Raw genomic sequence first — 23,490 nt, 5'->3', positions numbered from 1 at the left:
CCTCAGCCCCGACGTTCGCCCAGCCCCTGCACACACCATGAAGAAACCACCTGTGACCGCACTGCCCAGCCCCCCACCGCGCGACCGCGTCGACGGGGTCGTCGACCACCTTGTCCATGTCACCTACGACCACCACACGGTGCTCCGCCTGGCCGTCACCGACGACACACCCGGACCTCAAACGGTCACCGCGGTCGGCAAGGCGCTCTTCGGTACACAGCCGGGGGAGAGCCTGCGACTGACCGGCACCTGGACCCACCACCCTCGCTACGGCCGTCAGTTCAAGACCGAGGTGTGCGAGCGGACCTGGCCCGCCACCCTCCGTGCGATCCGCCTCTACCTCGCCTCCGGAATGATCCACGGCATCGGCGAGACCCTGGCTACCGCGATTGTCGACCAGTTCGGCGACCAGACGCTCCACGTCATCGACGCGGCACCCATGCGTCTTCTGGAGGTCCACGGCATCGGCCCCACCCGCCTGGAGCGCATCACCCTGGCCTGGCGCACCCAGAAGGCCATCGCCGAGATCATGGTCTTCCTCCAAGGCCTCAACATCTCTGCGCACCTCGCCGTGAAGATCTACCAGACCTACACCGACACCGACCAGAGCCCCATGGAGATGATCCGCCAAACGCCCTACCACCTGTGCCGCGACGTCCAGGGCATCGGCTTCGAGACCGCCGACCGTATCGCCCTCGCCGTCGGCATCCCCAAACACAGCGACCAACGCCTCCAAGCCGCCCTCCTCCACACCCTCACCGGGGCCCGCACCCGAGGCGACTGCCACCTCCCCGAATGCATCCTCCTCGCCCGCACCCGCCACCTGTTGAGCGACGATGACCCCACCACCGCCGACATCCTCGATGACCCCGTCCTGCGCCAGGCCCTGGACGCCCTACGCGCCAGCGGCGACACCGTCGTCGAGGAGCTGCCCGCACCCGCCCCCGAGGACGCCGACACCTTCCACCCCGTCACCACAGTCAGCCTCACCTCCATGTACCGCGCCGAGACCGGACTGGCCGAGGACATCCTGCGCCTGCACCACGCCCCGCCCACCCTGGTCGCCAGCGCCGACTGGACCGACCTCCTCACCCAGGCCGTCCCAGAGGGCCTGACCAGGGAGCAGCGGCAGGCAGTCCTGACTGCGCTCACCGGACCGCTGTCAGTCCTGACCGGAGGGCCGGGCTGCGGTAAAACCCACACACTGCGCACCCTTGTCACCCTCGCCGATAAAGTCGGCATCACCATTGCGCTGGCTGCCCCCACTGGGAAGGCCGCCAAGCGCATGGAGGAGACCACCGGGCAGGTGGCTATGACCGTGCACCGCCTGATCAGCTCCCGGCCCAACACGTCCGACCCGCCCGACGATGACACTTTGCTGAAGGCCACTGACCTCGTCGTCATCGACGAGGCCTCCATGCTCGATGTCCAGCTCGCCGCCAGGCTCACCGCAGCCATCCGCACCGGCTGCCACCTGCTCTTGGTCGGTGACACCGACCAACTGCCCAGCGTCGGCCCCGGCCGTGTCCTGCGAGACCTCCTCGCTGTCCCCGACATCCCCCGCACCCAGCTCACCCACGTGTTCCGCCAGGACGATGGGAGCGCGGCCATCATCGACAACGCCCACCGCATCCTGCACGGCCTGCCACCCCAACCCGCTGCCCGCGTCTTCAGCTGCCGCCCTCTCGAAGACCCCGAAGCCATCGCCGAACACATCGTGGAACTCGTCGCCACCCACATCCCACACCACTTCGACGCCGCCCCCGGAGACATCCAAGTCCTGTGTCCCGCCAAGCGCCACGCGACCGGAACCCTTGCCCTCAACACCCGCCTGCAAACCCGTCTCAACCCACCCGCACCCGACAAACCACAGCACCACCACGACGGACACACCTTCCGCCTCGGCGACCGCGTCCTACAGATCCGCAACCAGCCCCACCGCGGAAACAACGGCGTCTTCAACGGATCCACCGGCACCATCACCGCCATCGACACCGACGCCCACCAGCTCACCGTCACACTGACCGACGGCGAACCCGTCCCCTACCTGTTCACCGACCTCGACGAACTCCTCCACGCCTATGCCCTGACCGTCCACCGCTCCCAAGGCAGCGAATACCCCTACCTCGTGATCCCCATGACCACCTCTGCCGGCCAACTCCTCCAACGCAACCTGCTTTACACCGCCGTCACCCGCGCACGCCGCGGCGTCATGCTCATCGGCCAGCCCTCCGCCGTCCACCGGGCCCTGGCCAACACCCACACGCGACGCCGCTTCACCGCACTCGAACACCGCATCCGCCACCAAACCACAGCCACCCCCCGCTCTCGCGCCGTCCACACTGTTGGACAACTTGCCTTGAGTTAGGGACCACGTCAGGCGAACCGGACTTGCCGGGAAACCTCCCTCGCACGGTGGAAGAGTTCCGCCAACTACTCAAGTGCATCGCCACTGAGAAGGTCGGAGAGGGCAAGACGGTCGTGATCGCCATCGACGAAGTGGACCGCCTCGGTGCGGACACCGAAGCCCTGGCGTTCCTCCGAGAGATCAAGGCGATCCTTGGCGTTCCCTTGGTCCACTACCTGATCTCGGTAGCCGAAGACGTCGGGGCCGCCTTTGTCCGCCGGGGCCTGCCGCACCGGGACGTGACCGACAGCTCCCTGGACGACATCATCCACGTCCAGCCCAGCACCCTCAAAGAGTCACGCGCCATCCTCGCCAAGCGCTCCCAGAGGCTGAAAGACCCGCACGTCATGCTCGCCCATGCCCTCTCGGGCGGCATCCTGCGCGACCTGCTCCGCTACGGGCTGCAGCTCCGCGAGATACAGGACAAGACACAGTCGTACGAGCTCACTCACATCTCCCGCCACCTCATCCTGGAAGAACTCGCGGAAACGTTCGCTGGCTTCAGGACCCTGCTGAGCAAACAGCGGTGGACCCACGACACCAACAGCGTCCTCGCTTCCTTCCGCACCCTCTGCGGCTATCTGCGCGACCCCTGCCCGTGCGTAGAAGCCGACATGCTGCGAACCCTGGATCAGTTCGCCTTCTACACCCATGGCCCCCGACCAGACCCGGCGGGCGCCAGCGACCCACCGCGCGCGCCAGCCGATCCGGACCTCAGCAGTGACGCACGCCAGCTCATCGACGAGGCCTCCACGTACGCCTACTTCTCGCTCACCCTGCTCGACATCTTCAGCACCGAAGGACTTGAGCGCCGGACACAACTGGCAGCTGAGCACGGCCCGGACGGCGACCCTGAACGACTGGCCGACGCACGTCAGGAACTCGGCATATCGCCCTACAGCGCCCGACCCCTGATCGACACCGTCCGCAAGGCATGGTCGCTACCCCTCGGACCGACCCCCAGCGGTCGCGTTCCGCCACCAGCCGTGGATTGCCCCCGCCACAGACGCCCGGTCATCGAATGAGCTCGGAGACGACGGCCTTCCCGCACGCGGTGATCGGCTAGCTCTGGAACGACGTGCTCTGCACCGCCGAAGAAGGTGGAGTCGTCTGCTGACGTTTTCCGGGGCATCTGAGGCTTGTGTGACTGGATGCCCGCGCAGTATTTGCATGGCCCTGGTGGTGTCCGCCGGGCGGGCACGGTGTCGCCGCGGGCGACCGCCCGGCGGGATCGGCGGTGAAGTTCTGGTGAACTGTCCCGCCTCACGGGATCATGTTTTTCCGCAGGTCAGAACGGGTGTCCTGTGTGGGGATGCTCAGTGTCGCGAAGGTTCAGAGGCGTAATGCGTGGCGGTACTACGTGCGCGGAGTCGCGTTCGGGGACGGACGCCGTCCGGTCGGCCAGTCCCTGAAGGACGCCCAGGAGATGGCCGGGCTCCCACCCGGGAGATGGTTGGGGCGCGGCCTGGCCGCGCTCGGGCTCACCGAGGGCGCGGAGGTGTCCGAGCGGCAGATGGAGCTGTTGTTCGGGCAGTGCCGGCACCCGGACGCCGACCACATCGAGCGCGGCCTCCTGGACGACGGCGCCGACCCGGCCACGGCACAACTGGCCACCGTGCTCGGGCAGCCGATCGAAGAGATCGAGGCACGCAAGCAGACTCCGCTGCTCGCGCTCGACTTCACCTTCCGGCCGCAGGCGTCCCTGATCGTGCTGTGGGCGCTGGGAGACGCCAAGACACGACGGATCATCGAGCGGGCACACGAGCGGGCCATCGCCAAGGCGCTGCGATGGCTGGAGGATGAGGTCGCGGAGACCCGGTGGTCCTCGGGACGCGGGCGGGCGAAGACGCCGGCCTTGGTCGTCGCGGCGTTCCGGCACTTCGACAACCGCGACGGATTCCCGCTCCTGCATGACCACTGCCTGGTCCTCAACCGCGTGCAGCGCCTGGACGACGACGGCGAGCCGGTGTGGGGTGCTCTGGACACCCGCCGTCTCTACCGGCATGTGGTGGCGGCCGGGACGCTCTACACCCTCGCGATGACGACCGAGATGTGTGAGGAGCTGGGGCTGGCGACGGTGCCCCGGGAGGTGACGCCGGGCCTGCGCCCGGTGATGGAGATAGCAGGGGTCGACCCCGAGCTCATCGACTGGTCCTCCACCCGCCGTCAGCGGATCGAGGACGTCCTGGAGGGCCTCACCTACAAGTTCGCGCAGGAGCACGGGCGGTTGCCCGGCGAGCGCGCCCGCCACGGCCTCGGGTGGCAGGCGGCGCAGGACACCCGCCCTGAGAAGAAGACTCCGCGCCCGTTGAAGCAGCTGCTCGCGTGGTGGCGGGCGTCCGCGCTGTTGAAGTTCGGCAAGCAGATGGTCGACGGGCTCGTTCAGCGCTGCCGCGCGGCGGGCGCGGCGATCCGGGCGCGGGTCGATCCGCACGTGGACGCCGCACTCGCCGCCATCGACGTCGCCGCGGTCGTCTCCACCGTCCGCGGCAAATTCGCCCGCCGCCACGTCCTGGCCGAAGCCCGCCGGCACCTGCTGGAGACCCTGCGCGGCCAGGAGTTCACGCGCGGCCTGGACGACTACATCGCAGACCGCGCCCTGTCCGACCACAGCCGTCAGTCCACCGTTCCGAAGCCCGGCCGCCGGACCCCGGAGGCCGACCAGCTCTTCTATACCGCCGACTTCACCGAGCCCGATCGCTGGTGGATCGCCGGCACCGACGGCAAGCCGCCCCGCGAGTCGAGCTGGTACGAGCGGGCCCGGGTTGCCAGCCTCGCCGTGCAGAACGCGATTCGCGCCGCTCGCACCACGCCGGCCGCCACGCCCGCCGACCACGACACCGATCCGCCGCACGGCGTCGACCGCCCCGGGCGGGACGCCGCGCTCACCCCGGCGCAGCGGGCCGCCGCCGTCCACGCCCAGCAGCAGGCCGCGATGCCCGAGGAATACCTGGAGGGCCGTACGACCGACCCGGAGACATGGATGCGCACACCGGCCAACCTGGAGCGGCTCGCCGCCATCACCCGCGCTGCCGACGCCCGCCGCCGCGCCGTCGAGGACCGGGAGTTCCCGGCCCCGGCCGCCGACCCGGTCGACCCGCGCCGCCAGGAGCGAGAACAGCAGCACCCGCAGCCCGGCCCCAGCCAGGGCCTCCAGCCGTGATGGCCGGGGACCGTCCGGCGGGACAGACGACGAAGTCGCCGAAGCTCCTGCCGGGACGCGGACGACGCGCACGTCCTGGAGGCGGCGAAGAGAGGCGAGGGTGCGGGGACCAGCACCCGAGTACGGAGGCCCGCATGGTCGATCCGATCCCGCCGCTCTCGCCGGAGCTCCTGGAGCGCCTGGAGTAGCTCGCCGACGCGTCCCGGCTGCGCGCGGCGCTGTACCCGTCGCCGAAGCCACCGCCAGTCCGGCGCCGTTCACCGCAGTACCCCGGCGGCCGACCGAACCCGTGGCGCACCGCGCGCCTCCGTCGGCGCCGCCGTGGATGAACCTGGGCGGTGCGTGCGCACCAGGCCGGGAGCGAACCGCACCGCGATGCGCACCATCCGGCGGGGGCGCGCTGTACCCCTCTGTGGGCGGCGGGGGATTCCCCGAGATCGTCGGCACCGACGGCCAGATCCTCACCCCCGCGAGATCCACAACGTCATGACCCTGCGGGTCTTCAAGCCGCACGGCGCCTCCAACGACTGGGCGGACATGACGCTGCTGGTCACGGCCTACTGGGAAGAACACGGCCACCTCGGCGTCACCCGAGCCCAGGCCACCGCCGCGCACACCGACCCCCACCGCGCCGACCTCTACACCTGGCTGGAGTACCAGCGCACCGCCTACCGCAACGGCGACCTCGAGGAATGGCAGATCTCCTTCCTCAACGCCCACGGCATGCTGTGGAACCCCGCCGAAGCCAACCGCGACGCCTTCATCACCTACGCCGAGGAATGCGCCCGTGAATGCGGCGGACTGGCCGTCTCCGTCGGATACACCGCACCCGACGGAACCAAGACCGGCGAACGCCTGAAGAACTACCGCCACGCGGCCAAGAACCAGACCATCGACGAAGGCCTCAGGGCCGAACTCAGCCGCATCGACCCCAACTGGAACCCCCAGGTGGCCCTTTACCTGGCAGCGCCACTGCCAGACCGCCCGCCACTGCCACCACCAGGGCGAAAGCCTCACCCAGCCCGGCGACGGCCGCGCCTACCGCGCCTGGCTGCGCCACCCCGGTGACGACCTGACCATCGACCAGGAAGAGCAGCTGCGCGAGATCGGCCTGGCCCCGTCACATGCGCCAGGACAGAGCACTACCCAGGTGGACGACCCGGCGCGCATCATGTGAGGACGTGGCGTACGGTCCTCATGCCGCTTCGACAGGACGGCGGCAGAGCCGCGCCCGCAAGCGGGCGCGGCTCATGTCAGATGCGCCAGGTGCGAATTGCGTCGGCGGCCTGGTAGATGGTGGATTTGCGGTCCTGGATGTTGCGGACCAGTGCCACCAGCGCGCCGTAGGGCGGGTCGATGCCTTCACCGGACTGGTCCATGTACTGAGCGGCAACAAAAGCGGCAAAAAGGCTGTTCCGGTGCGGTAGCGGCTCAAGACGCACGATGGTGTGCAGGAGCGCGGCCGCACGCCAGGCGGCATCCGGATTGGACGACTCAAGGGTCGGCGTCCGGGTCTTGTGCCGCGCGACGGCCGCCACCAGCGCGGAGTAGTCGGTCACCGACACATCTTCGTGCCCGAGAGCGGCCTCCTGGACATCGAGCAGCCAGGAGACATCGATGTGCAGAACCATCAGGCGGCCGCAGCCCCAGTGTCGTGCTGGGAGGGCGGGATTTCCTCGGGGAACCCCTCGTCGAACTCATCGCGCAGCTTGTCGGCCCATGCGGTGGCCCCGGCGACGAACTGCTTGCGGTGCATCTCGCGCACGCCGAGGTCGTGGAGGTACTTCTTCAGGCTCTTGCCCTCTGCGGAGGCGGCTGCGCGGACGCCTTCCATTTCCTCTTCGGTGAAGGGCACATTCAGTGACGGCATACCCTGATGGTACCTACTTGGTGCCACGACTGTCAGGTCGCATTCCGTAATCACCCGAGAGGTCTGCCCGGCGTCGAGCCGCGAGAACCGAACGGCTGTCCTCACCGTGCTCCAGCCCTCAAGCCGGTGGATGCCCAGGACAGGAACACCGCCCGGGCAGGCCAGGAAAATTCGTCGGCATCCAGCAGCCAGGCTGGTGGCGACGGCCCCGTGGCCACCGGTGCCGAGGCGAGGCCGGAGCCCTGTGTTAGGCGTCGCACGCCTGGCGGACCGGAGGGAGCGGACTGGCGCCCGCGTGCGCGCGACGACCGCCTCCGGACCGGGCGGCCGGTCGGCCCGGCAATCGCGCGGGTACCGGAAAATGCTGGACGATGTACGGAATTTACTTACCCCAAAGCATCACTGACTGTGCGGACGGGGCCCCGCGGAAGGGGGTATGAACCGCTGCAGTTCCCGTAGGGTCCGCTCGGCGGTTTGGCGTGCCTGGGCCGGAACATCACCGCGTTCGGCGACCAAGCGGCTGTATACCGGAGTGTCCCGCTGCGGTGCTGCCTCCATGGCCAACCAGTCCCCCTGTCTGCCGGACACCGACCGGTCCAGAACGGAACAGCATGCCCGATCGCCAAGGGCTGCGCCACCCACATTGTCCCGATGCCTTCGGGGTGACGCGGTGGGGACGCGTTGCGCATCCTGGCGTGGAGCGCGCCCGCGATGACACCAGTGAATCAACCCTCGCCGCGTGCGTAAGCGCCTGGTCAAAATAGGTGCCCATCCCGGAGCTGGCCGCAACGCCGCGCTGTTCACACCGGCTACGGAGGTGCCGGCGGCTATCCTCTCCCGCAAGCTCGGCCTGTCCATCGACGTAGCCGTCTACTGGCAGCGGCCGGGGCGCGTAGGCAAAGCCAACCTTCTCCAGGTGTCGCAGCAATGCGTGGACGGTGGGCGTCCACGGCTGGGTTGGCCTGCGGACAGTGTCACCGATCCGCACCACCCGGCGGCCCGGCCAGCGACGGGCGGCCGGGGAATCCGTCACACCTCAGTGAGACGGGATGATGAGTGGGACGATCTTGTCGTGGCCGCACCTCCGTGATGTCCGTGCGGCGGTGGGCGCAGGACGGGACAATCAAAGGGAGAAGACGGAGAGGATGCGGTTGATGTCTGCGGAGCGCGTCGATGTGGCCTACACCCTGGTGAGCGATGCAGCCGAGGGCCGGGTGCTGCTGGTGCGGAACAAGGACACCTGGAGCCTGCCCGGCGGGCGGCGCGAGGTGGGCGAGACCCTCGCCCAGGCTGCGGTCCGCGAGGCTAAGGAGGAGGCCGGGGTCGTGGTCGAGGCCGGCCCGGTCGTGCACGTCAGCGAGCGCATCGATGCTGCGGTGCACGACGTTTTCACCGTTTTCCGCGCCGAGCTGTTGTCCGGCCAGCCGTCGGCCGACCACCACGATGATGACGTGTCGGAGGTGGCCTGGGTGCCGGTGGAGGAGGCCAGCGCGCTGATGCCGTGGTATCCGGATGGGGTGGCCGCGCTGCTGGCGGCAGTCGGCGCTGGTTACAGCACTACCCGCGAGTAGCCGCTGGGCGCCTGGTCACAGCGGGCGGCGGGCCGCCTCGGGCACGGGGAGGCCCGTGTGTCCGTCCAGGGCGCGGGCGCAGACTGCGGCCGAGTGCTGGACGGCCTGCGTGGTGAGGTCCAGGTGCTCGGCGGTGTGCACGGCGGTGGGGTAGAAGATTCCCCTCACCAGGGCCCTGGTGCGGATGGCCTCGGCGAGGAAGAGCGTCTTGAGGCGGGGCCCGCTGATTTGGCCGTTCCCGGTGGTCTCGATGCCCAGGAAGCAGTCGTAGCCGGTCAGGCGGATGTGCCCGGTCAGGCCCGCCTCGGTGAGCACCGCCTCGACGTCGCGGCGCAGAGCGGCGCCAGCGGCGTGTGCGCGGGTGAGGGCGTCGGTGGCGGCGATCTCGGTGACGGTGGCGATCATGGCAGTCAGGCTGGCGCCGTCGCTGCCGTGGGTGGTGGACAGCAGGAACAGTGGCGGCTGCCCGGGCAGAGGGCGGGTGTGGTTGCCGAGTTCCATGAGCTCGCGGCGGCCGGTGAGCGCGGAGACGGGCAGACCGCCGCCGATGCCCTTGCCCCAGCAGGTCAGGTCCGGGTGCACGCCGGTGAGGCCGCGGGCACCGTCTAGCTGGTACTTCAGCCCGGTGACGGTCTCGTCGAAGACGAGCACGGTGCCGTGCCGGGTGCACAGCTGGCGCAGGCGGGCGAAGAACGCCGGGTCGGGCGGGGTGAAGCGGACAGGCTCCAGGATGACTGCCGCCAGGTCCTGGCCGCGGGTGGTGAACAGCGTCTCGACGGCGGCCGTGTCGTTGTACGGGAAGTTGAGGGTGCGGGCGGCGGGTTCGGGATGCGTGCCGCCGCAGGCGGCGGTGGTGCCGATGAACCAGTCACCGGTGGAGAAGAACGGGTGCTGGGCGCACTTGGCCACCAGCGGCCGGCCGGTGGCGTAGCGGGCGAGCCTGAGGGCGCCGTCGACGGCGTCGGAGCCGTTCTTGGCGAACTTGACCATGTCGTCACCCGTCGCGACCAGGCCGAGGAAGGTCTCGGCTGCCTGAAGCTCCATGGCAGTGGGCAGCTGGAAGGCGGTGCCCTTGCGCATCGCGGCCGTGACGGCGGCGGTCACGGCGGGGTGGGCGTGGCCGAGCGGGCAGCAGCTGAGTCCGGCGAACCAGTCGGTGTAGCGGTGGCCGTCTGTGTCCCATACCCAGGCGCCCTCGCCGTGATCGAGCAGGGGCGGGGCGGTGGCGGGCCACTGGTCTTGGGCCTTGCTGTAGGCGTGGGCCCCGGCGGGCACCAGATGGCGCAGCCGGGCAGCGGCCCTGCGGCCTTTCGGGTGCTGCTCGTCCATGGCGATCTCCCTTCGCGTCAGGTGAGTTTCAGGGACAGGCCGCCGTCGACGCTGATCACCTGCCCGGTCAGATAGGCGGCGTCCTCGCTGAGCAGGAACGCGGACACGGCGGCGATGTCCTGCGGGTCGGCGAGCCGGCCGAGCGGGATCCGCCTGTGCTGCATGCCTCGAGGGAAGCCAGGGTCGGCCAGGGAGCGCTCGGTCTCCACCGCGCCGGGGGCAACGGCGTTGATCCGCACGCGGGGTGCATAGGCGACGGCCAGCGACCGCGCCAGCATCGTCACGGCGGCTTTGGAGGATTCGTAGGCGGCGGAGTCCGGGCCGGTGAAGGTGGCGGCGATGGAGGAGACAACGACCGCGGCGCTCATCGTGGGCTGTGCGGCGGCGGCCCGCAGCAGCAGGAAGGCCGCGGTGACGTTGGTGTGCAGTACCTGGTCGAAGCGCTCGGCGGTGAGCTGGGCGAGGCCGGTGGTGTCGATGACGGCGGCGCAGTGCACGATCTTGTCCAGGCGTCCGTACTGGGCCACCGTCTGCTGAACCAGGTCCTGCGGCTGGCCGGGGTCGGCCAGGTCGGCGGGGATGAAGACCAGACGGCGCTGCTGGGGGTCGAGATCGGCGGCGAGCGCGTCGGCGCGCTCGCGGTGCTGGTAGTACGTGGCAAGGATGCGGTGGCCGCCCGCGTGCAGGCGGCGGACGGTGGCGGCTCCGATGCCGCTGCTGCCGCCGACCACCAGCGTCACCGGCCCTTCGCCGGCCCGGCGGGTCACGGCCGCTGCCCGGGCAGGCCGTGGATGTCCATCCAGCCAGCCAGCAACCTGCGGAAGCCGCCCAGCATGGCCTCATCCGGCCAGGCCGCCCCGAAGTAGGGGAAGGCAGCGAGGTATTCGATCCCCTGGTAGACGGTCAGCCGCTCCTGGAAGCCGTCCGGGAGCGCGGCGTGGCAGGTGTATCCGTCAAGGAACGGACCACGTAGTTGCGGGTGCTGGTCGAAGACCCACATGCCGAGCTTGACGAAGTCCCACACCGGGTCGTAAAAGGCGGCGGCCTCCCAGTCCAGGAGCGCGGCCGAGGCCGGGCCGCGCTCCGGCAAGAGGGTATTGGGCAGATACACGTCGCGGTGGGTGAGGCGGGGGGTGATGGTGCTGTTCAGGCCGTCGATCAGGGCAGTGAGGCGGTCGGAAACCCCGTACAGGATCGGCGCCGGGAGGGCTTCGGCCTTCTCGGTTGCGGCGACCAGCCGCGTCAGGCGGGCGATGCACGCCGCCTGCCAGGTGGGGTAGGTGACACTGCCGGCGCAGTCCTCGGCGAACCGGGGCCCGGGGACGCGGTGGAGGGCGGCGACAGCCTGTCCCAGGGCGCGGCCGAACCAGGCGCTGCCGTCCGAATCGAGGCGGCCCAGGGCGGTGGCGCCGTCGGTGCCCTCGATCCATGTCTGGACGTAGCAGGGCCTTTGCAGCGGGCCGCCGCCGTCGCCGATGGCGACCACTAGTGGGGTGGTGACGCCGCCGGCGGCGGCGATCTGCTGGGCGGCAACTTGCCGGTACAGGTCGGACTGGGCCGGGCGCCGTATCCCGGTCTTGATCAGGTAGCGGCCCGAGGCGGTCCGTACGGTCCACGACAGGTGGCCCCAGCCGCGCGAGAGCGGGGCGATGCGCTCCACCGCTTCGCCGGTGAGCTGGGTGAACGCTACCCGGGCGAGCTCGATGGGCGGGTGATCGGCGGCAAGGGCCGGTGGGGTCATCGTAAGCCTCCAGGAGATGCGGACAGATCGGCGAGCAGGCCGGCGGACTCGACCAGGGCGGTCAGCGGCTGGGCCAGCCGCCACACCGGCACGGCCTGGGCCAGACGGTGCGCCTGCTCCGGGCGCGGGGCCGAGGCGGGCAGGTGCGGTTGGAGCCAGGGCTCGTACGGGTCGGCGGCCGCGAGGTTCGCGGCCACGGCGGCGGCCCCCTGCTCGGGGGTGAGGCGGTGCAGGACGGGGCGGCCGGTGCCGCGGGCAAGCAGCACCAGGGCGGACAGTTTGGCGGTCGGGGCGAGCTGGGTGCCGAGCGTGGCGGCCAGGCGGTGCGGCGTCAGGTACAGGGCCCGGTCGGGGCTGGCGGGGTCGGCCTCGGCGGTCAGCAGGCTGGCGGCGGCGCCGAGGTGGGGCAGGACCTCGCGGCGTATCTCGATCGCCCGCGGGTAACCGCGGGCGACCACCCGCCCGCCGCTCAGGTGGAGGGAGGCGTCGTCGTTGGCGACCAGCACCCCGTGGTGCCGGTGCAGGACGGCGAGCAGCGTGGTGGTCTTGCCCGCACCCGCGCCGCCGAGCAGAGCGATACCGCCCCCGGCCACGGTGGGGGCGAGGGCGGCGGCATCGAGGAAGAGGGCACCGTCGGCGGCGAGCTGGCGCCGCATCAGAGCACGCAGTAGCCGCACCAGCGGCCTCACACTGTCCGGCGTGGCGGGCGGTTCCACGTGGATGAGCCGCTGAGCAGGGCTGATGCGCACAGCGGCCCCGATCCGGGAGGCTACCGCCGCGCCAGTGCCCCCCGTGCCGATGCTCACAGCCCATGCGCCTGGCGGGACGGGGCCGGCGAAGGAAGCGGTGATCCATGGCCGGCACGCGGCCAACAGAGTATCGAGCAGCGTGCCGTTGCCTTCTACGGCTACGTTGGCTCCGCCGCAGTGCAGCAGGGCGGCGCTCACCGCAGCGCGCTCTCGGTAAGGAGGCTGCTCAGGCGGGTGCGCTGGGCAGCGAGGTCACGCAGCGCCGCCAGCGGTCTAGCCAGCGCCGGGCCGAGGTCGCGGCCCCTGCGGCGCAGGGCGGTCAGGTGGGCGGGGTCGGGAAGTTGGGAGAGCACCATGGCCGACCACAGTGCCCGGGTCTCCGCCCTGGTGAGCGGCGACGCGGCGTGCCGCTGATAGCCGGCCAGGAGTCTGCGGACCAGATGCGGCTGGAGGCGGTAGTCGCCGCTGCCGGTCCGGGCGAGCATCAGCACCGCGTACGCCACGTCCGTGCTCCTCGGGCGGAGTCCGACGCCGTCGAGATCGACAATGCCTGTGATTCGCCCGGCGTGGTGCAGCAGGTTGTGGCCGTGGAAGTCCCCGTGCCCCCATACCCGGTCGGTCGCCTTCCGTAGCTCGGCAGCGTGCCGGTGGAACCGCTCCAGGTGGACCCGGTAGGCGTCCAGCAGACTGCGGTGCTCGGCGGCCGTCTCGGCGCAGGCGCACCAAGTGGCATCGGGCGCGGTCAGCCACGCATCCCACGCGGTCTCCGGGACCACCGCCGCCGCCGGGAAGCCGAGCCGGTCGGGCAGGCGGTGGAAGGCCGCGAGCTGCCAGGCGGCCAACTCGGCCAACTCGTCGGTCACCACGGTGAGGGGACGCCCGGGCAGGTACTCCAGCAGTACCCACGGATGTCCGTGCGCGTCGTGCGCCCATCCCTGGCCGTCCACCGTGGGTTGCGGTACCGCGACCGGCAGGCCCCGGGCACGGGCGGCGTGGTGGAAGCCGAGCAGGAAGCCCAGCCTCGCTGGGCGGGCATCGCGCCGTGGACTGCGCAGCACCCACCGGCGCCGGCCGGCGCCGTCGGTCAGCGCGATGACCTGGTTGGCGGTCGCCCCGCCGCCCAGCACCACGCCGCCGCGCGCCGGTACGGCGAAGACGTGGCGGGCCAGTTCCACCACCTCGGCGATGGTCTGGGGGCTCATCCGGCGCCTCCCGGGGCGAAGAAGCGGGCCAGCGGCCCGCCGGTCAGTGCTGCGGCGGCCTGGGTCAGATGCGCGGTTGTGTCGGCCGTGTACGGCTCGGGCCTAGGGACCTCGACGGCCACAGGACCGGCGTAGCCGCCCATGTGCAGCGCCGTCAGGGTTTCGGCGAGCGGCAGGCGGCCCTGGCCGGGCAGCACCCGGCCCGGCCGCCCGTCAGGGGCGGGCTCGCCCAGGTCGGCCAGGTGCACCCAGCCGACCGCACCCGGCGGCAGTGCTGCGGCGTATTCGACCGGGCCAAGCCCGGCCAGGGCGAGCGCGGCCACGTCCATCAACAGCCCCGCGTTCGCTGTGGCGGCCTGCTGCCAGATCGCCGCGGCCTGTGCCAAAAGGGCCGGGGCGTGGATTTCGACGTTGACCCGCAGCCCGTCCTCATCGGCCACGGCGGCGAGTTCGCCCAGCCGGGCGGCCGCCACGGATGCGCTTACCACTGCCGCGCGGGGGACGAACACCGATAGACGCGGGCAGCCGACCGCGACGGCCAGGTGGCACGAGCGCCGCCACGTAGCCAGGGCCTCGGCCCAGCGAGCGGCGGGGACGGTGAGGTCGGCCGGGGTGCCGGTGCCGCAGGAGAGCTGCCCGACCCTGACCCGGTGACGGGCCAGGAGACGGACCAGCTCAGTGTGCCCGTGCCGCGAGCCGTACGCGGCGAGGGCGAAGACGGGCACCTCCAGCACCGGGAATCCAGCCCGGCCCGCGGCCGGGACCAGCTCTGCCAGCGGCAGCCGGTACCCGGCGCTCGCCTGGTCGACCGCCGCAGTGAACACCCCAGTGATGCAAGCCGCATCCCCGCTCATCGCCCGCTCCCTTCTCAGTGCATCCGGTAGGAGCCGGCGAGGATGTCGGGCACGCTGCCGGGCAGTGCCGCCAGCGCCTTGTCGACCAACGGCGCCACCGCCTCCGCGTCCGGGGCCGCGCTGCCATCCGGGGCCGGCTCGACGCGGACCACCGCGGCCCACGGGTTGGTCAGCTCCCGCCCGCTCTGCCCCACCAACAGCACCTCGGCGCCGTGCCCGAGCTCGGCATGGATACCGGAGGCGATCAGGTCGGCGGCCACGCAGTAGACCTTGCCGGTGTGATAGACGGGGTTCTTGCCGGAGATGCCCTCCATGGTGAACGGGCGCATCGCCGAGATCAGCCCGCCGTAGCGGTTGCCCCGCCCGACCAGACCCTCATCCCCGGTCTCGATGGAGGATCCGGTGTGGGTCAGGTACAGCTCCGGGCGCTGCTCGTCGTCGCGGGTGTTCAGCCAGATCCGCACCTGAAGATCCGGGTAGTGCTCGGCCGCGTGCCGCTCCAGCGCGGCGCGGGCCGCTTCGCGGTTGGCCACATAGGTGTCCAGGTCCGGGACGTGGGCGGCGATCTGCGGCACCGCGCACGTCAGGTTCACCACCGGGCCGGAGCGGTGGGCCATGACCTTGATGTCGCTGCCCAGCCAAGCCGGCCGCGCATCTCCGGCGAGCACCTGCTCGACGTCGAGGACGAGCTGCTCGGTCGGGGTGGGCGGGCAGAACGCGGCGCCTGAGGAGGTGTCGTTGCACGCGAGCTTCTTCAGCTCCGGCAGGTCGCCCAGGCACTGGGGGGCGAACCAGCGGCTGCGCACGTTGTGCGCCGCGTCCTTGGCGCCGATGCCGCCGGGGCTGTCGCCTTGGCTGACCTCGTACAGCAGCCGCAGATCCCGCTCCGCGTCGAGCATGGGGAAGCGGTCGGCGAAGAAGGCACTCGTGGCCTCGGTGAGCATCTCCCGGACCGGGATGGGCTCGTTGGCGAACGAGCCGGAGGCCCGGCCGGAGAGCAGGACGCGGACGGGGGCGAGCATCTGCCCGCCGCCGAAGGCGACCTGGACCCGGCCGCCGAGGATGCCGGTCTTATCGAACTGGTGGTGCAGCACCGCCCCGAAGCGCTCACGGGTATAGCGGGAGTAGGCGGCCGAGAGGTGTTCGCCGAGTGCGTCGGCGAGGGTGTCAGGGTGGCCGTGGCCCTTGCGCTCGACGATCTCGAACGGCTCCTCGGCCCGCCGCATGTCGGCGGGCACGTAGGTGAGGTTGCTGCGGTCCATCGCGGGGGTCTCCTTCACTCAGGCGGCCGGAACCGGTGCAGAGGCGGGGGCGGACAGGTCGGCGGCGAAGGCACACAGCTGCCGCCACTGGGAGGCGAGATCGTGCGGCGCGTGACCGTGCGGGTCTTTGAAGAAGAACGCCAGCTCCTCCAGCGCGCCCGTACGGCCCATCTGGTGGGCGCGGGAGGCGAGGCGGGCCAGGTCCAGCACCAGCGGGGCGGCCAGCGCGGAGTCGATGCCGGACCAGGTGAAGTCCAGGCGCATCCGGGCGCCGAGGAACCCGGAGAACGTGACCAGGTCCCACGCCGTCTTCGCATCCCCCAGGTCGGGGACCTCGTCGATACGGACCTGGCCCTCGGGCAGGTAGCCGAGGGCGGAGGCCAGGACTTCGGCCTTGCTGGCGGTCTTGGCGGCGTTCGCTCCGGGCTCGGCCAGGGTTGCGCCGTCCCCGCCGCCGAGCAAGTTCACCGACGACCAGGAGCCCACCCGCAGGTTCCGGCAGGCGAACATCGGTGCCAGCACGCTCTTGACCAGCGTCTCCCCGGTCTTCCCGTCCCTGCCCGCATACGGCACCCGCTGCCGGGCAGCGAGCTGGTCCAACGCGGGCAGCCGCGCCCCGGTCGACGGCGTGAAGTCCACGTACGCGCAGCCCGCATGCATGGCCGCCCACGCGGACAGCGAGCTCGGCGGCAGCACCGCCTCGCCCGCCTTCAGCGCGGCGGCCAGCGCGTCGGCGTCCTGGTGGGCCGGGTGTGCTGGGGCGGCGGGCTCGGTGGAGGCGACATGCACCACCACCGTGCGCGCCAGGTCGTGCCGTGCGGCGAACGCGGCCAGGTCCGCGGCGACCTGCTCGGCATCGCGCCCCGCGTGGCCGCTGGCCGGGGCCGGCTGCAGCTCGCACTCCGCCTCGGCGAGGTCTGCGGCGAGCGCCTTCACCAGCCGGGCCGGGATCACCCCGGCCTCCGCCAGCGCCTCGGCCTTCTTTCCCCACGGCACTTCGGCGGTGTCGTAGCCGCCGAAGACCAGCTCATCGACGCCGGGTAGGCCCGCGTCCGTGAACGGCTCCAGCGCGGTCACCATGCCGCCGGTGTCCGCTAGGCCCGCCCGGATCGCCAGCGCCCCCACGACCGTGGTGGTCGCCACCGACCCGCGCGCCCCGACCAGCCACACACCTGTACGGCCCGGACCCGTTTTCTGTGCAGACATCCCCACACCCCTCCTGTGCTCGCGGCCCCCCTTGGCCGGGGCGGCCGCTGACGACGCTTCAAGGCAACCGCGCACTCGGCCGGGTGCGGAATGCCCCTGCTGTTGCCTCGCGTTGCCTCCCCGCGGCCGCTGCAGGTCTGGATGTCAGAGCCGCCCCCTACGGTGTGCGGTGCACCGTCCACGCCTTTGTCGCCCACCCCGAGGGGGCACCCGCCGTGACACCGCAGTTGTTCACCCACCCGCTGGCCTTCCTCCGGCACACCCTCGGGCCGCGGCCCCTGAGCGCCGAGCAGTACCTGCGGCGGGTGGCGGGCCGTCACGCCGTCCTCGGCTACGGGGCCATGGCCACCCGGCGGGAGAAGGCCAGCCGCTGGGAGAACGGCGCCGCCGTCCCCGAACTCACCGCCCAGCTCGCCATGGCCGACCTGCACGGCATCCCAGCCGAGGCCGTGCACACACTTGACTGGCCCGACTGGCTGCTCCTGGCACTCGATAACCGCTCGGTGGTCGACTTACCGTGGACGCAGGCGGGCATGCTCCATGCCCTGGCCGACACCGCTCGCGGAGGGCCCATGGACCGACGTGCGTTCCTCATCGCCACCGGCGCCACCCTCACCGGCGCCGCCGACCACTGGCTCGCCTCCCTCGGCCAGCCCAGCCCCGCCGAGGCGGGCGGGCGGCTCACGGTCACCCCGGCCATGGTCGACCACCTCGAACAGCGCCTGGACCACCTGCGCCGCCTCGACGACACCCTCGGCGGCGGCAGCCTGCGCACCCTCGCCGCCGAGGAACTCAAGCTCGCCACCAGCCTGCTGGACGACGCCCGCTACACCAGCGCCGTCGGCACCCGCCTCCACTCCGCCGTAGCCGAGGGCGCCCGCCTGTGCGGCTGGCTTTCCTTCGACTCCGGCCACCACGCGAGCGCCCAGCGCTACTACCTCACCGCCCTGCGCGCCGCCGCAGTCGCCGACGACCACGCCACCGGCGCCAACACCCTGGCGTTCATGGCGATCCAGACCTACTCCACCGGTAACCCCGCCGACGCCGTCGACCTCGTCGAGGTCGCCCAGCGCGCCCTCGGCCGGGGCAGCACCCCGCGGGTACGGGCCATGCTCCACGCCCGCATCGCCCGCGCCCACGCCAAGACCGGCCGCACCAAAGACTGCGTCCGCGCGCTGAACGCCGCCTACGACGCCCACGCCCATGGCCCGCACGACGACGATCCGGCCTGGTGCTACTGGTTCTCGACCGGTGAGCTCGAAAACCTTTCCGGATCGTGCGCACTGGATCTTGGCGACCCGGCCCGCGCTATGCACCACTTCGACGCGGCACAGGCCGCCGCCTACGACCAGGACGGCTACCACCGCGACCACGCCCTCTACCTCACCCGAACCGCCGAGGCACACCTCGCCCAGGGGGACATCGAACACGCCTGCGCGAGCGCCTCCCAGGCCGTCACCCTGCTCGGCGGCGTCGCCTCCGCCCGCAGCTCCTCCACCCTCGACAGCTTCCGCGACAAGCTCACCCCGTACCGCGACGCCCCGCCGGCCCGCGACTTCCTCGCCACCCTCGCCAGCTGACCCCAGGCCCCGCTGCTTCCGCTGGTCGAAGAGGCCATGGGCCGCCTGACACTCGTCCTGCTGCGGCAGCTCGACGCCGCGTGCACTAGGTCCTGTCCGGCGGATCATGTGGCTGCCGGGGTGGGTCGAGAGTTGGGGTTGACCTCAAGTCCGGTTGAGCTTCTAGGTTCGGGTGCGCCGATGTCGACGTACCGGAGAGGAACGGCCATGAGGACGCTGGTGCTGGGAAGGACGCCCGCCAGGGTGACGGAGGTGCTGGCCACGCTGCGCACGGACGGCTTTGACGCGGAGGGAGTGAGCACCGACGAGGAGGCCCGGAAGCTGTTGGAGACCGAGGAGTTCGGGGTGCTGATCGTTGGCGGGGGTGTGGAGCCGGACTCCCGCGCAGCGATCAAGGAATTCGCGGCAAAGCACCGGGTGCGGCGGGTGATCGACGGCGCGCTAACGGAGCCGTTCGACGCCTACGTGCGGCGGGAGTTCGAGCCGCTGATCCGGGAGGCCGCCTCCAAGGGGTGACCGTCATGAAGCGCCCGGGCATTGGTCCGGGCGACCCCCTCACCCGCACAGCACCAGCGCAGCCCCGACCTGACGAAGCACTCCTAGGCCGCTCGGCCAGACGACAGATGGCTTCCTTCACTGCGGGCGTGTACTGGCCGGGCAGCCGACTGAGCTGCGTCAGGCCGGTGGCGGCCCAGCCACAGGCATCGTAGGGAACCACCCCGCTGAAGTGGCACCCCCGGCGGTGGTTTGAGGTCCCGCCTGCATGCTCAGCAGCACCTCGCGCGCCAGTTCCAGGGACGGGCCGGAAACCCGACAGGACGCGTAAGTAGTTCCGCTGCCTGCGCCAGAGCAAGCTCGGCCCGCTCTCGCACAGCGGCGGATAGCAGGTCGCCGGCCGCGAACAGCTCACGCACCACCGCCTCGATAGCGGTGATCGCCTCCACCGCAGGACTGCCCTCACGGTGGGCGGAGACGAACCGTTCCACCTCACCCGTCAGTTGCAGGCCCCTTCGGTCCGCCGCGCTGAGAGGCCCCGGTACAGCGGCAGCATGGGGTGTGGCCGGCGCCAGATCCCTGTCGCCGCTGTCCGCGGTCCCGGCAGCGCCATTCTCGGCAAGGCCGGGCAGGATCATAGGCTGAGGCGACAGCGCATAGACGAGCAGCTGGTAGGGATCAGTCCACGACCAGGCAGCGCCCTGACGACAGCTCAGGCCGCCCGCCGCCTCGGCGTGCACGACGCCGTCCGGTTCGTCCTGCAGGAGCAGTCAGCCCCTCCCGGAGGAGCAAAGACCGCGAGGTGGGAGAGGGAACCGACCGTTCGCCGGGCTCGTGAAGCTCTCCCCAGGGACAAGTTTGCCCGCTTCTTCCTCGACGAATACCGCTCCCTCAAGTGGATCGCCGAGCACGCCGGCGTGAACGTCGACGCCGTCAAGGTCCTGCCCGTGAATACGGGATGACCCGCGACGGCAAAGCGACCCGCTGGCGCCAAATCGATCTCGACTGGCTCCGCGCCCAACGGGCCGCTGGACGACCTGCCGTGAACTCGCTGAGGAGACCGGCTTTTCGCTTGGAATGATCAGCTACCTGGGTCCGCGGCACGACCTGCCCTGCCGCCACCCGGGCGAGAGCCGATCGCCCTCCGGGACTCAAACAAGCGATACCCCGTTGTAACGGGGCGGTAGCTACCTCGGAGACGCGGCACTGCCCGCTGCTCACCACGGCACTTGCTCCCAGTCGCCGCCTCGTCATGGTGTTCCGGCAGGCGCCACAAGGGTGCATGCACTTGTCGCGGTGAAGACGGGCCGAAATTGTGCAGACAGGGCAAACTGCGGTCCCGGCCTGCCAGTGCGGCTACACGGGCGGGCCGGGCGGCACGCCCGCGTTCGTACTCGGCTTAATCCTCGATCCTCCGCTCCTCATTCCGCCCGACATAGTCGCGGGCTCGGCATAGGTCGATGCACAGGAGGTCGACACGGCCGTACCGGGCCCTGATCTGGGCACCCTCGATCGGCACAGACGCTGATGTTGACGGGACGGATCCGGTGAGGATCGCGCTGCTCAGGCGGTGCAGATCGCCGTCACCAAGCCGGTCACCAGGTTCGCGCGTTCGGACATGTTCTCGACCAACAGGTACTCGTGGTCGGCGTGGGCACCACCACCGACGGCTCCGAGGCCGTCGAGGGTCGGCACCCCCAGCGCTGCCGTGAAGTTGCCGTCGCTGCCGCCGCCCACGGCCACGGCCTCGATGCCGGGCAGCAGTCGGCTGGCGATCGCGAAGAGCTCCGTCGCTGCGGTCTCCGGCATCGGCGGGCGGCCCACGCCGCCGCGCACCTCGATCACGGCTTCCTCGAGGTGCGGCGTCAGCGCCGCGAAGGCTGCTTCGATGCGATCCTTCTCGTCTGCGGTCTCGACGCGCACGTCCACGACCACGGACGCTTCGGCCGGGACGACGTTGCTCTGCGTACCGGCAGAGGCGATGGTCGGGGTGACGGTGGTACCTACTTCCGGCCGGCTCATCGCCTCGATGCGAAGCACTTGGTGAGCGGCTTCGACCAGGGCGTTCACGCCAGCTTCGGGTTCGAGGCCGGCGTGCGAGGCCCGGCCGGTGATCAGCACTTCGAAGGTGCCGCATCCCTTGCGGCCGGTCTTCAGCCCACCGCCTTCGGTCGCACCCTCGAACACCAGCGCCGCGCCACACGCCCGTGCGCGTTCCTCGATGATGTTCCGCGAGGTGTGGGAGCCGTTCTCCTCGTCGCACGTCACCAAGATCTCAACGCCGGTCAGGTCCTCGAGCGCGGCGAGCCCGTGGACCGCCTGCACCAAGCCACCCAACATGTCGAAGACGCCCGGACCGGTCACCCGCCCGTCTTTGACCAGGAACGGGCGCCGTTCCAAAGTGCCGAGCGGGAACACCGTGTCGTGGTGTCCGAGGATCAGCACCTTAGGCTCGCCCCCGCCCGACCAACGCACGTGCGGTCCTGCCTCGCCCTCGACGAGGACGGCCCGGCCGCCGAGCCGGTTTTCCAGGATTCCAGCGACTGTCTTGGCCGATGCGGCCAGGGCGGTGGGATCGCCGGAAGGCGATTCGATCTCGACGAGGGTCCTGAGGTCGTCGAGCATCGCGTCGACGGAGACGGGAACTGCCGTGTGCGTGGTCACGGCAAGACGATAACCGGACGGCCCAACGACCTCGCTCATGAGGGGGCGAGCAGGACGCTGTTGACCGCCGCCCCCTGCTGGGCGTTCACGATCAGTCCGCCGCCCGGCGAGCCGTGCCGGACGAAGACGTTTGAGATCTTGCGATCGAACATGAAAGGCCCCAGGACGAAGGGAACCGGCTGGGTGTGCAACTGTCCGGTCCGGTCGTCCAGGAAGGTCATCTCCAGCTGGTCGGCCTGCACCAGCTTTTGCAGGACGTGGTCTTTGGTGTCTGTCGCCGCCTTCAGTGCCGCTCGCCAGGTCTCGGCCGGCTGTGTGTGTCCGAGCAGGACCCCGGCTCCGCCGTGGCCGTGCGCGGGCTTGAGCACCCACCGGGACGGGTCGGCGGTGGCCTCGGTGACGATCTGCTCGTGCTCCGGTGACGCCATGACGGTGAACGGCACGTGCTCGCGCACGAACTGCTGGTCGGTGGGCGGCAGTGCGTCGATGTCGTCCCACAGCCAGGCCAGGACGGTCTTGTTGCTCAGCAGCCAGGTCGCTTCGGAGGTGTGCAGGTGCACCGTGCCTCGACGTGCGGATTCGATCACGGCGGTGAGCCCGTCGCATGGCGGTTCGGAGCCGGTGACGAAAAGCCGCAGCACGGCGTCGACCTGCCGGTCTTTGGCGAAGAGGCGGTATTCGCCGTCGTTCTGCAGATCGCGCCATGGGCACGGAAATGCGGTGACTCCCTGCCGCCGGGCGCTCTCGATCATGGGCCGGTGCCGCTCGATCCGCTCGTCCTCGGTCGTCGCCCCCGCCAGGATGCCGTATTGGTACAGCGGGATGGCGACCGTCGGGTCATGGTCGAACTGCGCCCGGATCTGCGCGAACCGCGCGTCAACCGCAGATGGGGGCGCGGTGAATCCTCGAGTGGGCAGTTCTTGCTCGTACAGGTCCAAGAACCTGCGAGAGACCAGGTCCGCCTGTGCGGTGCCGCCCACCGCGCCTTCGATGTTGACCTCCAGGAACTTGGGTGTTCCCAAGGCCAGCACCACGTCGGGGCGCGAGGCGGCGAGCAGATGCTCACCGAGCGGTTCGTCCCGCCTGAGCATCGGCACCTCGCGGTCGGGTAGCCCGAGCGCGTGCTGCAGCTCGCCCGCGGTGCGCGCCCGTCGCATGCATGTGCGCAGGATGAGCTCGCCGAGCTGATCCGCAAGCTCCCCGAGTTCTCGGTGGAATGCTTGGCGCAGCACGACCGGCCGGGCCGGCCACCATGGTCCGGCGGCGCCCGCGACGCCGTCGAAGACATCGGCCGCGTGCTCGACGGCCAGCTCAAGTGCCCCTCGCCGCCATACGGGCGGAAGAGAGCTCCAAAGATCCGCCCCCGTGTGGGGTGGGTTCATCAGGTCCACTGCCCT

At 70.8% G+C, this 23,490-nt stretch carries 21 protein-coding genes and 1 pseudogene; 8 read left to right on the top strand and 14 right to left on the bottom strand.

What is annotated here, in order from left to right:
- The first annotated feature begins 52 nt into the window (after positions 1-52).
- The 4 genes from ABZU99_RS24535 to ABZU99_RS24520 all read left to right on the top strand — a co-directional run bounded on the left by ABZU99_RS24535 (position 53) and on the right by ABZU99_RS24520 (position 6,638).
- Entirely contained in the window at positions 53-2,368 is a 2,316-nt protein-coding gene (locus tag ABZU99_RS24535) for an ATP-dependent RecD-like DNA helicase (RefSeq protein WP_356046368.1), read from the top strand.
- A gap of 47 nt (positions 2,369-2,415) precedes the next feature.
- On the top strand, positions 2,416-3,432 hold the full coding sequence (locus tag ABZU99_RS24530) for a hypothetical protein (RefSeq protein ID WP_356046370.1): 1,017 nt from the start codon (positions 2,416-2,418) through the stop codon (positions 3,430-3,432).
- Between the two features lie 335 nt (positions 3,433-3,767).
- Entirely contained in the window at positions 3,768-5,570 is a 1,803-nt protein-coding gene (gene mobF / locus ABZU99_RS24525; protein ID WP_356046372.1) for a MobF family relaxase, read from the top strand.
- 486 nt (positions 5,571-6,056) lie between these two features.
- The gene (locus ABZU99_RS24520) at positions 6,057-6,638 is read left to right on the top strand and encodes a helicase associated domain-containing protein (RefSeq protein WP_356046374.1); all 582 of its coding nucleotides are present in this window, start codon (positions 6,057-6,059) and stop codon (positions 6,636-6,638) included.
- A gap of 185 nt (positions 6,639-6,823) precedes the next feature.
- On the opposite strand, the gene ABZU99_RS24515 is transcribed toward ABZU99_RS24520, so the two are convergent.
- The 3 genes and pseudogenes from ABZU99_RS24515 to ABZU99_RS24505 all read right to left on the bottom strand — a co-directional run.
- Entirely contained in the window at positions 6,824-7,201 is a 378-nt protein-coding gene (locus ABZU99_RS24515) for a toxin Doc (RefSeq protein WP_356046376.1), read from the bottom strand.
- On the bottom strand, positions 7,201-7,440 hold the full coding sequence (locus tag ABZU99_RS24510) for a hypothetical protein (RefSeq protein WP_356046378.1): 240 nt from the start codon (positions 7,438-7,440) through the stop codon (positions 7,201-7,203). The genes ABZU99_RS24515 and ABZU99_RS24510 overlap by 1 nt, the downstream gene beginning before the upstream one ends.
- A gap of 868 nt (positions 7,441-8,308) precedes the next feature.
- Positions 8,309-8,431 (bottom strand): annotated as a pseudogene (locus ABZU99_RS24505) (aminoglycoside phosphotransferase family protein); the annotation flags it as partial.
- A gap of 163 nt (positions 8,432-8,594) precedes the next feature.
- Between ABZU99_RS24505 and ABZU99_RS24500 the strand changes: the two are divergent.
- The gene (locus ABZU99_RS24500; RefSeq protein ID WP_356046380.1) at positions 8,595-9,011 is read left to right on the top strand and encodes an NUDIX domain-containing protein; all 417 of its coding nucleotides are present in this window, start codon (positions 8,595-8,597) and stop codon (positions 9,009-9,011) included.
- Positions 9,012-9,026: 15 nt separating this feature from the next.
- Here the strand turns inward: ABZU99_RS24500 and ABZU99_RS24495 are convergent, their stop codons facing one another.
- From ABZU99_RS24495 to ABZU99_RS24460, 8 genes are all read right to left on the bottom strand, one after another.
- Positions 9,027-10,340, bottom strand: coding sequence for an aminotransferase class III-fold pyridoxal phosphate-dependent enzyme (locus ABZU99_RS24495; RefSeq protein WP_356046382.1), 1,314 nt, complete (start codon positions 10,338-10,340; stop codon positions 9,027-9,029).
- 17 nt (positions 10,341-10,357) lie between these two features.
- Complete coding sequence (locus ABZU99_RS24490; RefSeq protein ID WP_356046384.1) at positions 10,358-11,107, bottom strand: SDR family oxidoreductase; 750 nt, start codon at positions 11,105-11,107, stop codon at positions 10,358-10,360.
- Complete coding sequence (locus tag ABZU99_RS24485) at positions 11,104-12,081, bottom strand: aminoglycoside phosphotransferase family protein (RefSeq protein WP_356046386.1); 978 nt, start codon at positions 12,079-12,081, stop codon at positions 11,104-11,106. Before ABZU99_RS24485 ends, ABZU99_RS24490 begins: the two co-directional genes overlap by 4 nt.
- The gene (locus ABZU99_RS24480) at positions 12,078-12,737 is read right to left on the bottom strand and encodes a hypothetical protein (RefSeq protein WP_356227993.1); all 660 of its coding nucleotides are present in this window, start codon (positions 12,735-12,737) and stop codon (positions 12,078-12,080) included. Before ABZU99_RS24480 ends, ABZU99_RS24485 begins: the two co-directional genes overlap by 4 nt.
- A 287-nt stretch (positions 12,738-13,024) precedes the next feature.
- Complete coding sequence (locus tag ABZU99_RS24475) at positions 13,025-14,032, bottom strand: phosphotransferase (RefSeq protein WP_356046390.1); 1,008 nt, start codon at positions 14,030-14,032, stop codon at positions 13,025-13,027.
- Positions 14,029-14,856 carry a sugar phosphate isomerase/epimerase gene (locus ABZU99_RS24470; RefSeq protein WP_356046392.1) on the bottom strand — a complete coding sequence of 276 codons (828 nt, stop codon included), beginning with the start codon at positions 14,854-14,856 and terminating at the stop codon, positions 14,029-14,031. Before ABZU99_RS24470 ends, ABZU99_RS24475 begins: the two co-directional genes overlap by 4 nt.
- A 44-nt stretch (positions 14,857-14,900) precedes the next feature.
- On the bottom strand, positions 14,901-16,148 hold the full coding sequence (locus ABZU99_RS24465; RefSeq protein ID WP_356046394.1) for a methionine adenosyltransferase: 1,248 nt from the start codon (positions 16,146-16,148) through the stop codon (positions 14,901-14,903).
- 18 nt (positions 16,149-16,166) lie between these two features.
- Positions 16,167-17,354 (bottom strand): inositol-3-phosphate synthase, encoded by a 1,188-nt coding sequence (locus tag ABZU99_RS24460; protein WP_356046396.1) that lies wholly within the window; start codon positions 17,352-17,354, stop codon positions 16,167-16,169.
- 215 nt (positions 17,355-17,569) lie between these two features.
- On the opposite strand from ABZU99_RS24460, the gene ABZU99_RS24455 reads away from it, so the two are divergent.
- Both ABZU99_RS24455 and ABZU99_RS24450 read left to right on the top strand, forming a co-directional pair.
- Positions 17,570-18,934 (top strand): transcriptional regulator, encoded by a 1,365-nt coding sequence (locus tag ABZU99_RS24455; RefSeq protein ID WP_356046398.1) that lies wholly within the window; start codon positions 17,570-17,572, stop codon positions 18,932-18,934.
- Between the two features lie 207 nt (positions 18,935-19,141).
- Positions 19,142-19,450, top strand: a complete 309-nt coding sequence (locus tag ABZU99_RS24450; RefSeq protein WP_356046400.1) for a hypothetical protein — start codon at positions 19,142-19,144, stop codon at positions 19,448-19,450.
- Between the two features lie 251 nt (positions 19,451-19,701).
- On the opposite strand, the gene ABZU99_RS24445 is transcribed toward ABZU99_RS24450, so the two are convergent.
- Positions 19,702-20,169, bottom strand: coding sequence for a hypothetical protein (locus tag ABZU99_RS24445; protein ID WP_356046402.1), 468 nt, complete (start codon positions 20,167-20,169; stop codon positions 19,702-19,704).
- On the opposite strand from ABZU99_RS24445, the gene ABZU99_RS24440 reads away from it, so the two are divergent.
- Positions 20,164-20,391 carry a hypothetical protein gene (locus ABZU99_RS24440; protein WP_356046404.1) on the top strand — a complete coding sequence of 76 codons (228 nt, stop codon included), beginning with the start codon at positions 20,164-20,166 and terminating at the stop codon, positions 20,389-20,391. The genes ABZU99_RS24445 and ABZU99_RS24440 overlap by 6 nt on opposite strands.
- A gap of 601 nt (positions 20,392-20,992) precedes the next feature.
- On the opposite strand, the gene ABZU99_RS24435 is transcribed toward ABZU99_RS24440, so the two are convergent.
- Both ABZU99_RS24435 and ABZU99_RS24430 read right to left on the bottom strand, forming a co-directional pair.
- Positions 20,993-22,093: a M20 family metallopeptidase gene (locus ABZU99_RS24435; RefSeq protein WP_356046406.1), complete on the bottom strand. Its 1,101-nt coding sequence runs from the start codon at positions 22,091-22,093 to the stop codon at positions 20,993-20,995.
- Between the two features lie 35 nt (positions 22,094-22,128).
- Entirely contained in the window at positions 22,129-23,475 is a 1,347-nt protein-coding gene (locus tag ABZU99_RS24430; protein ID WP_356046408.1) for a hypothetical protein, read from the bottom strand.
- Positions 23,476-23,490 lie beyond the last annotated feature (15 nt).

The sequence above is a fragment of the Streptomyces sp. NPDC005266 genome (genome assembly GCF_040607655.1).
Lineage (GTDB): Bacteria > Actinomycetota > Actinomycetes > Streptomycetales > Streptomycetaceae > Streptomyces.
Note: the sequence above shows the minus strand (reverse complement) of the source record. Positions and strands in the feature narration are given on the sequence as shown.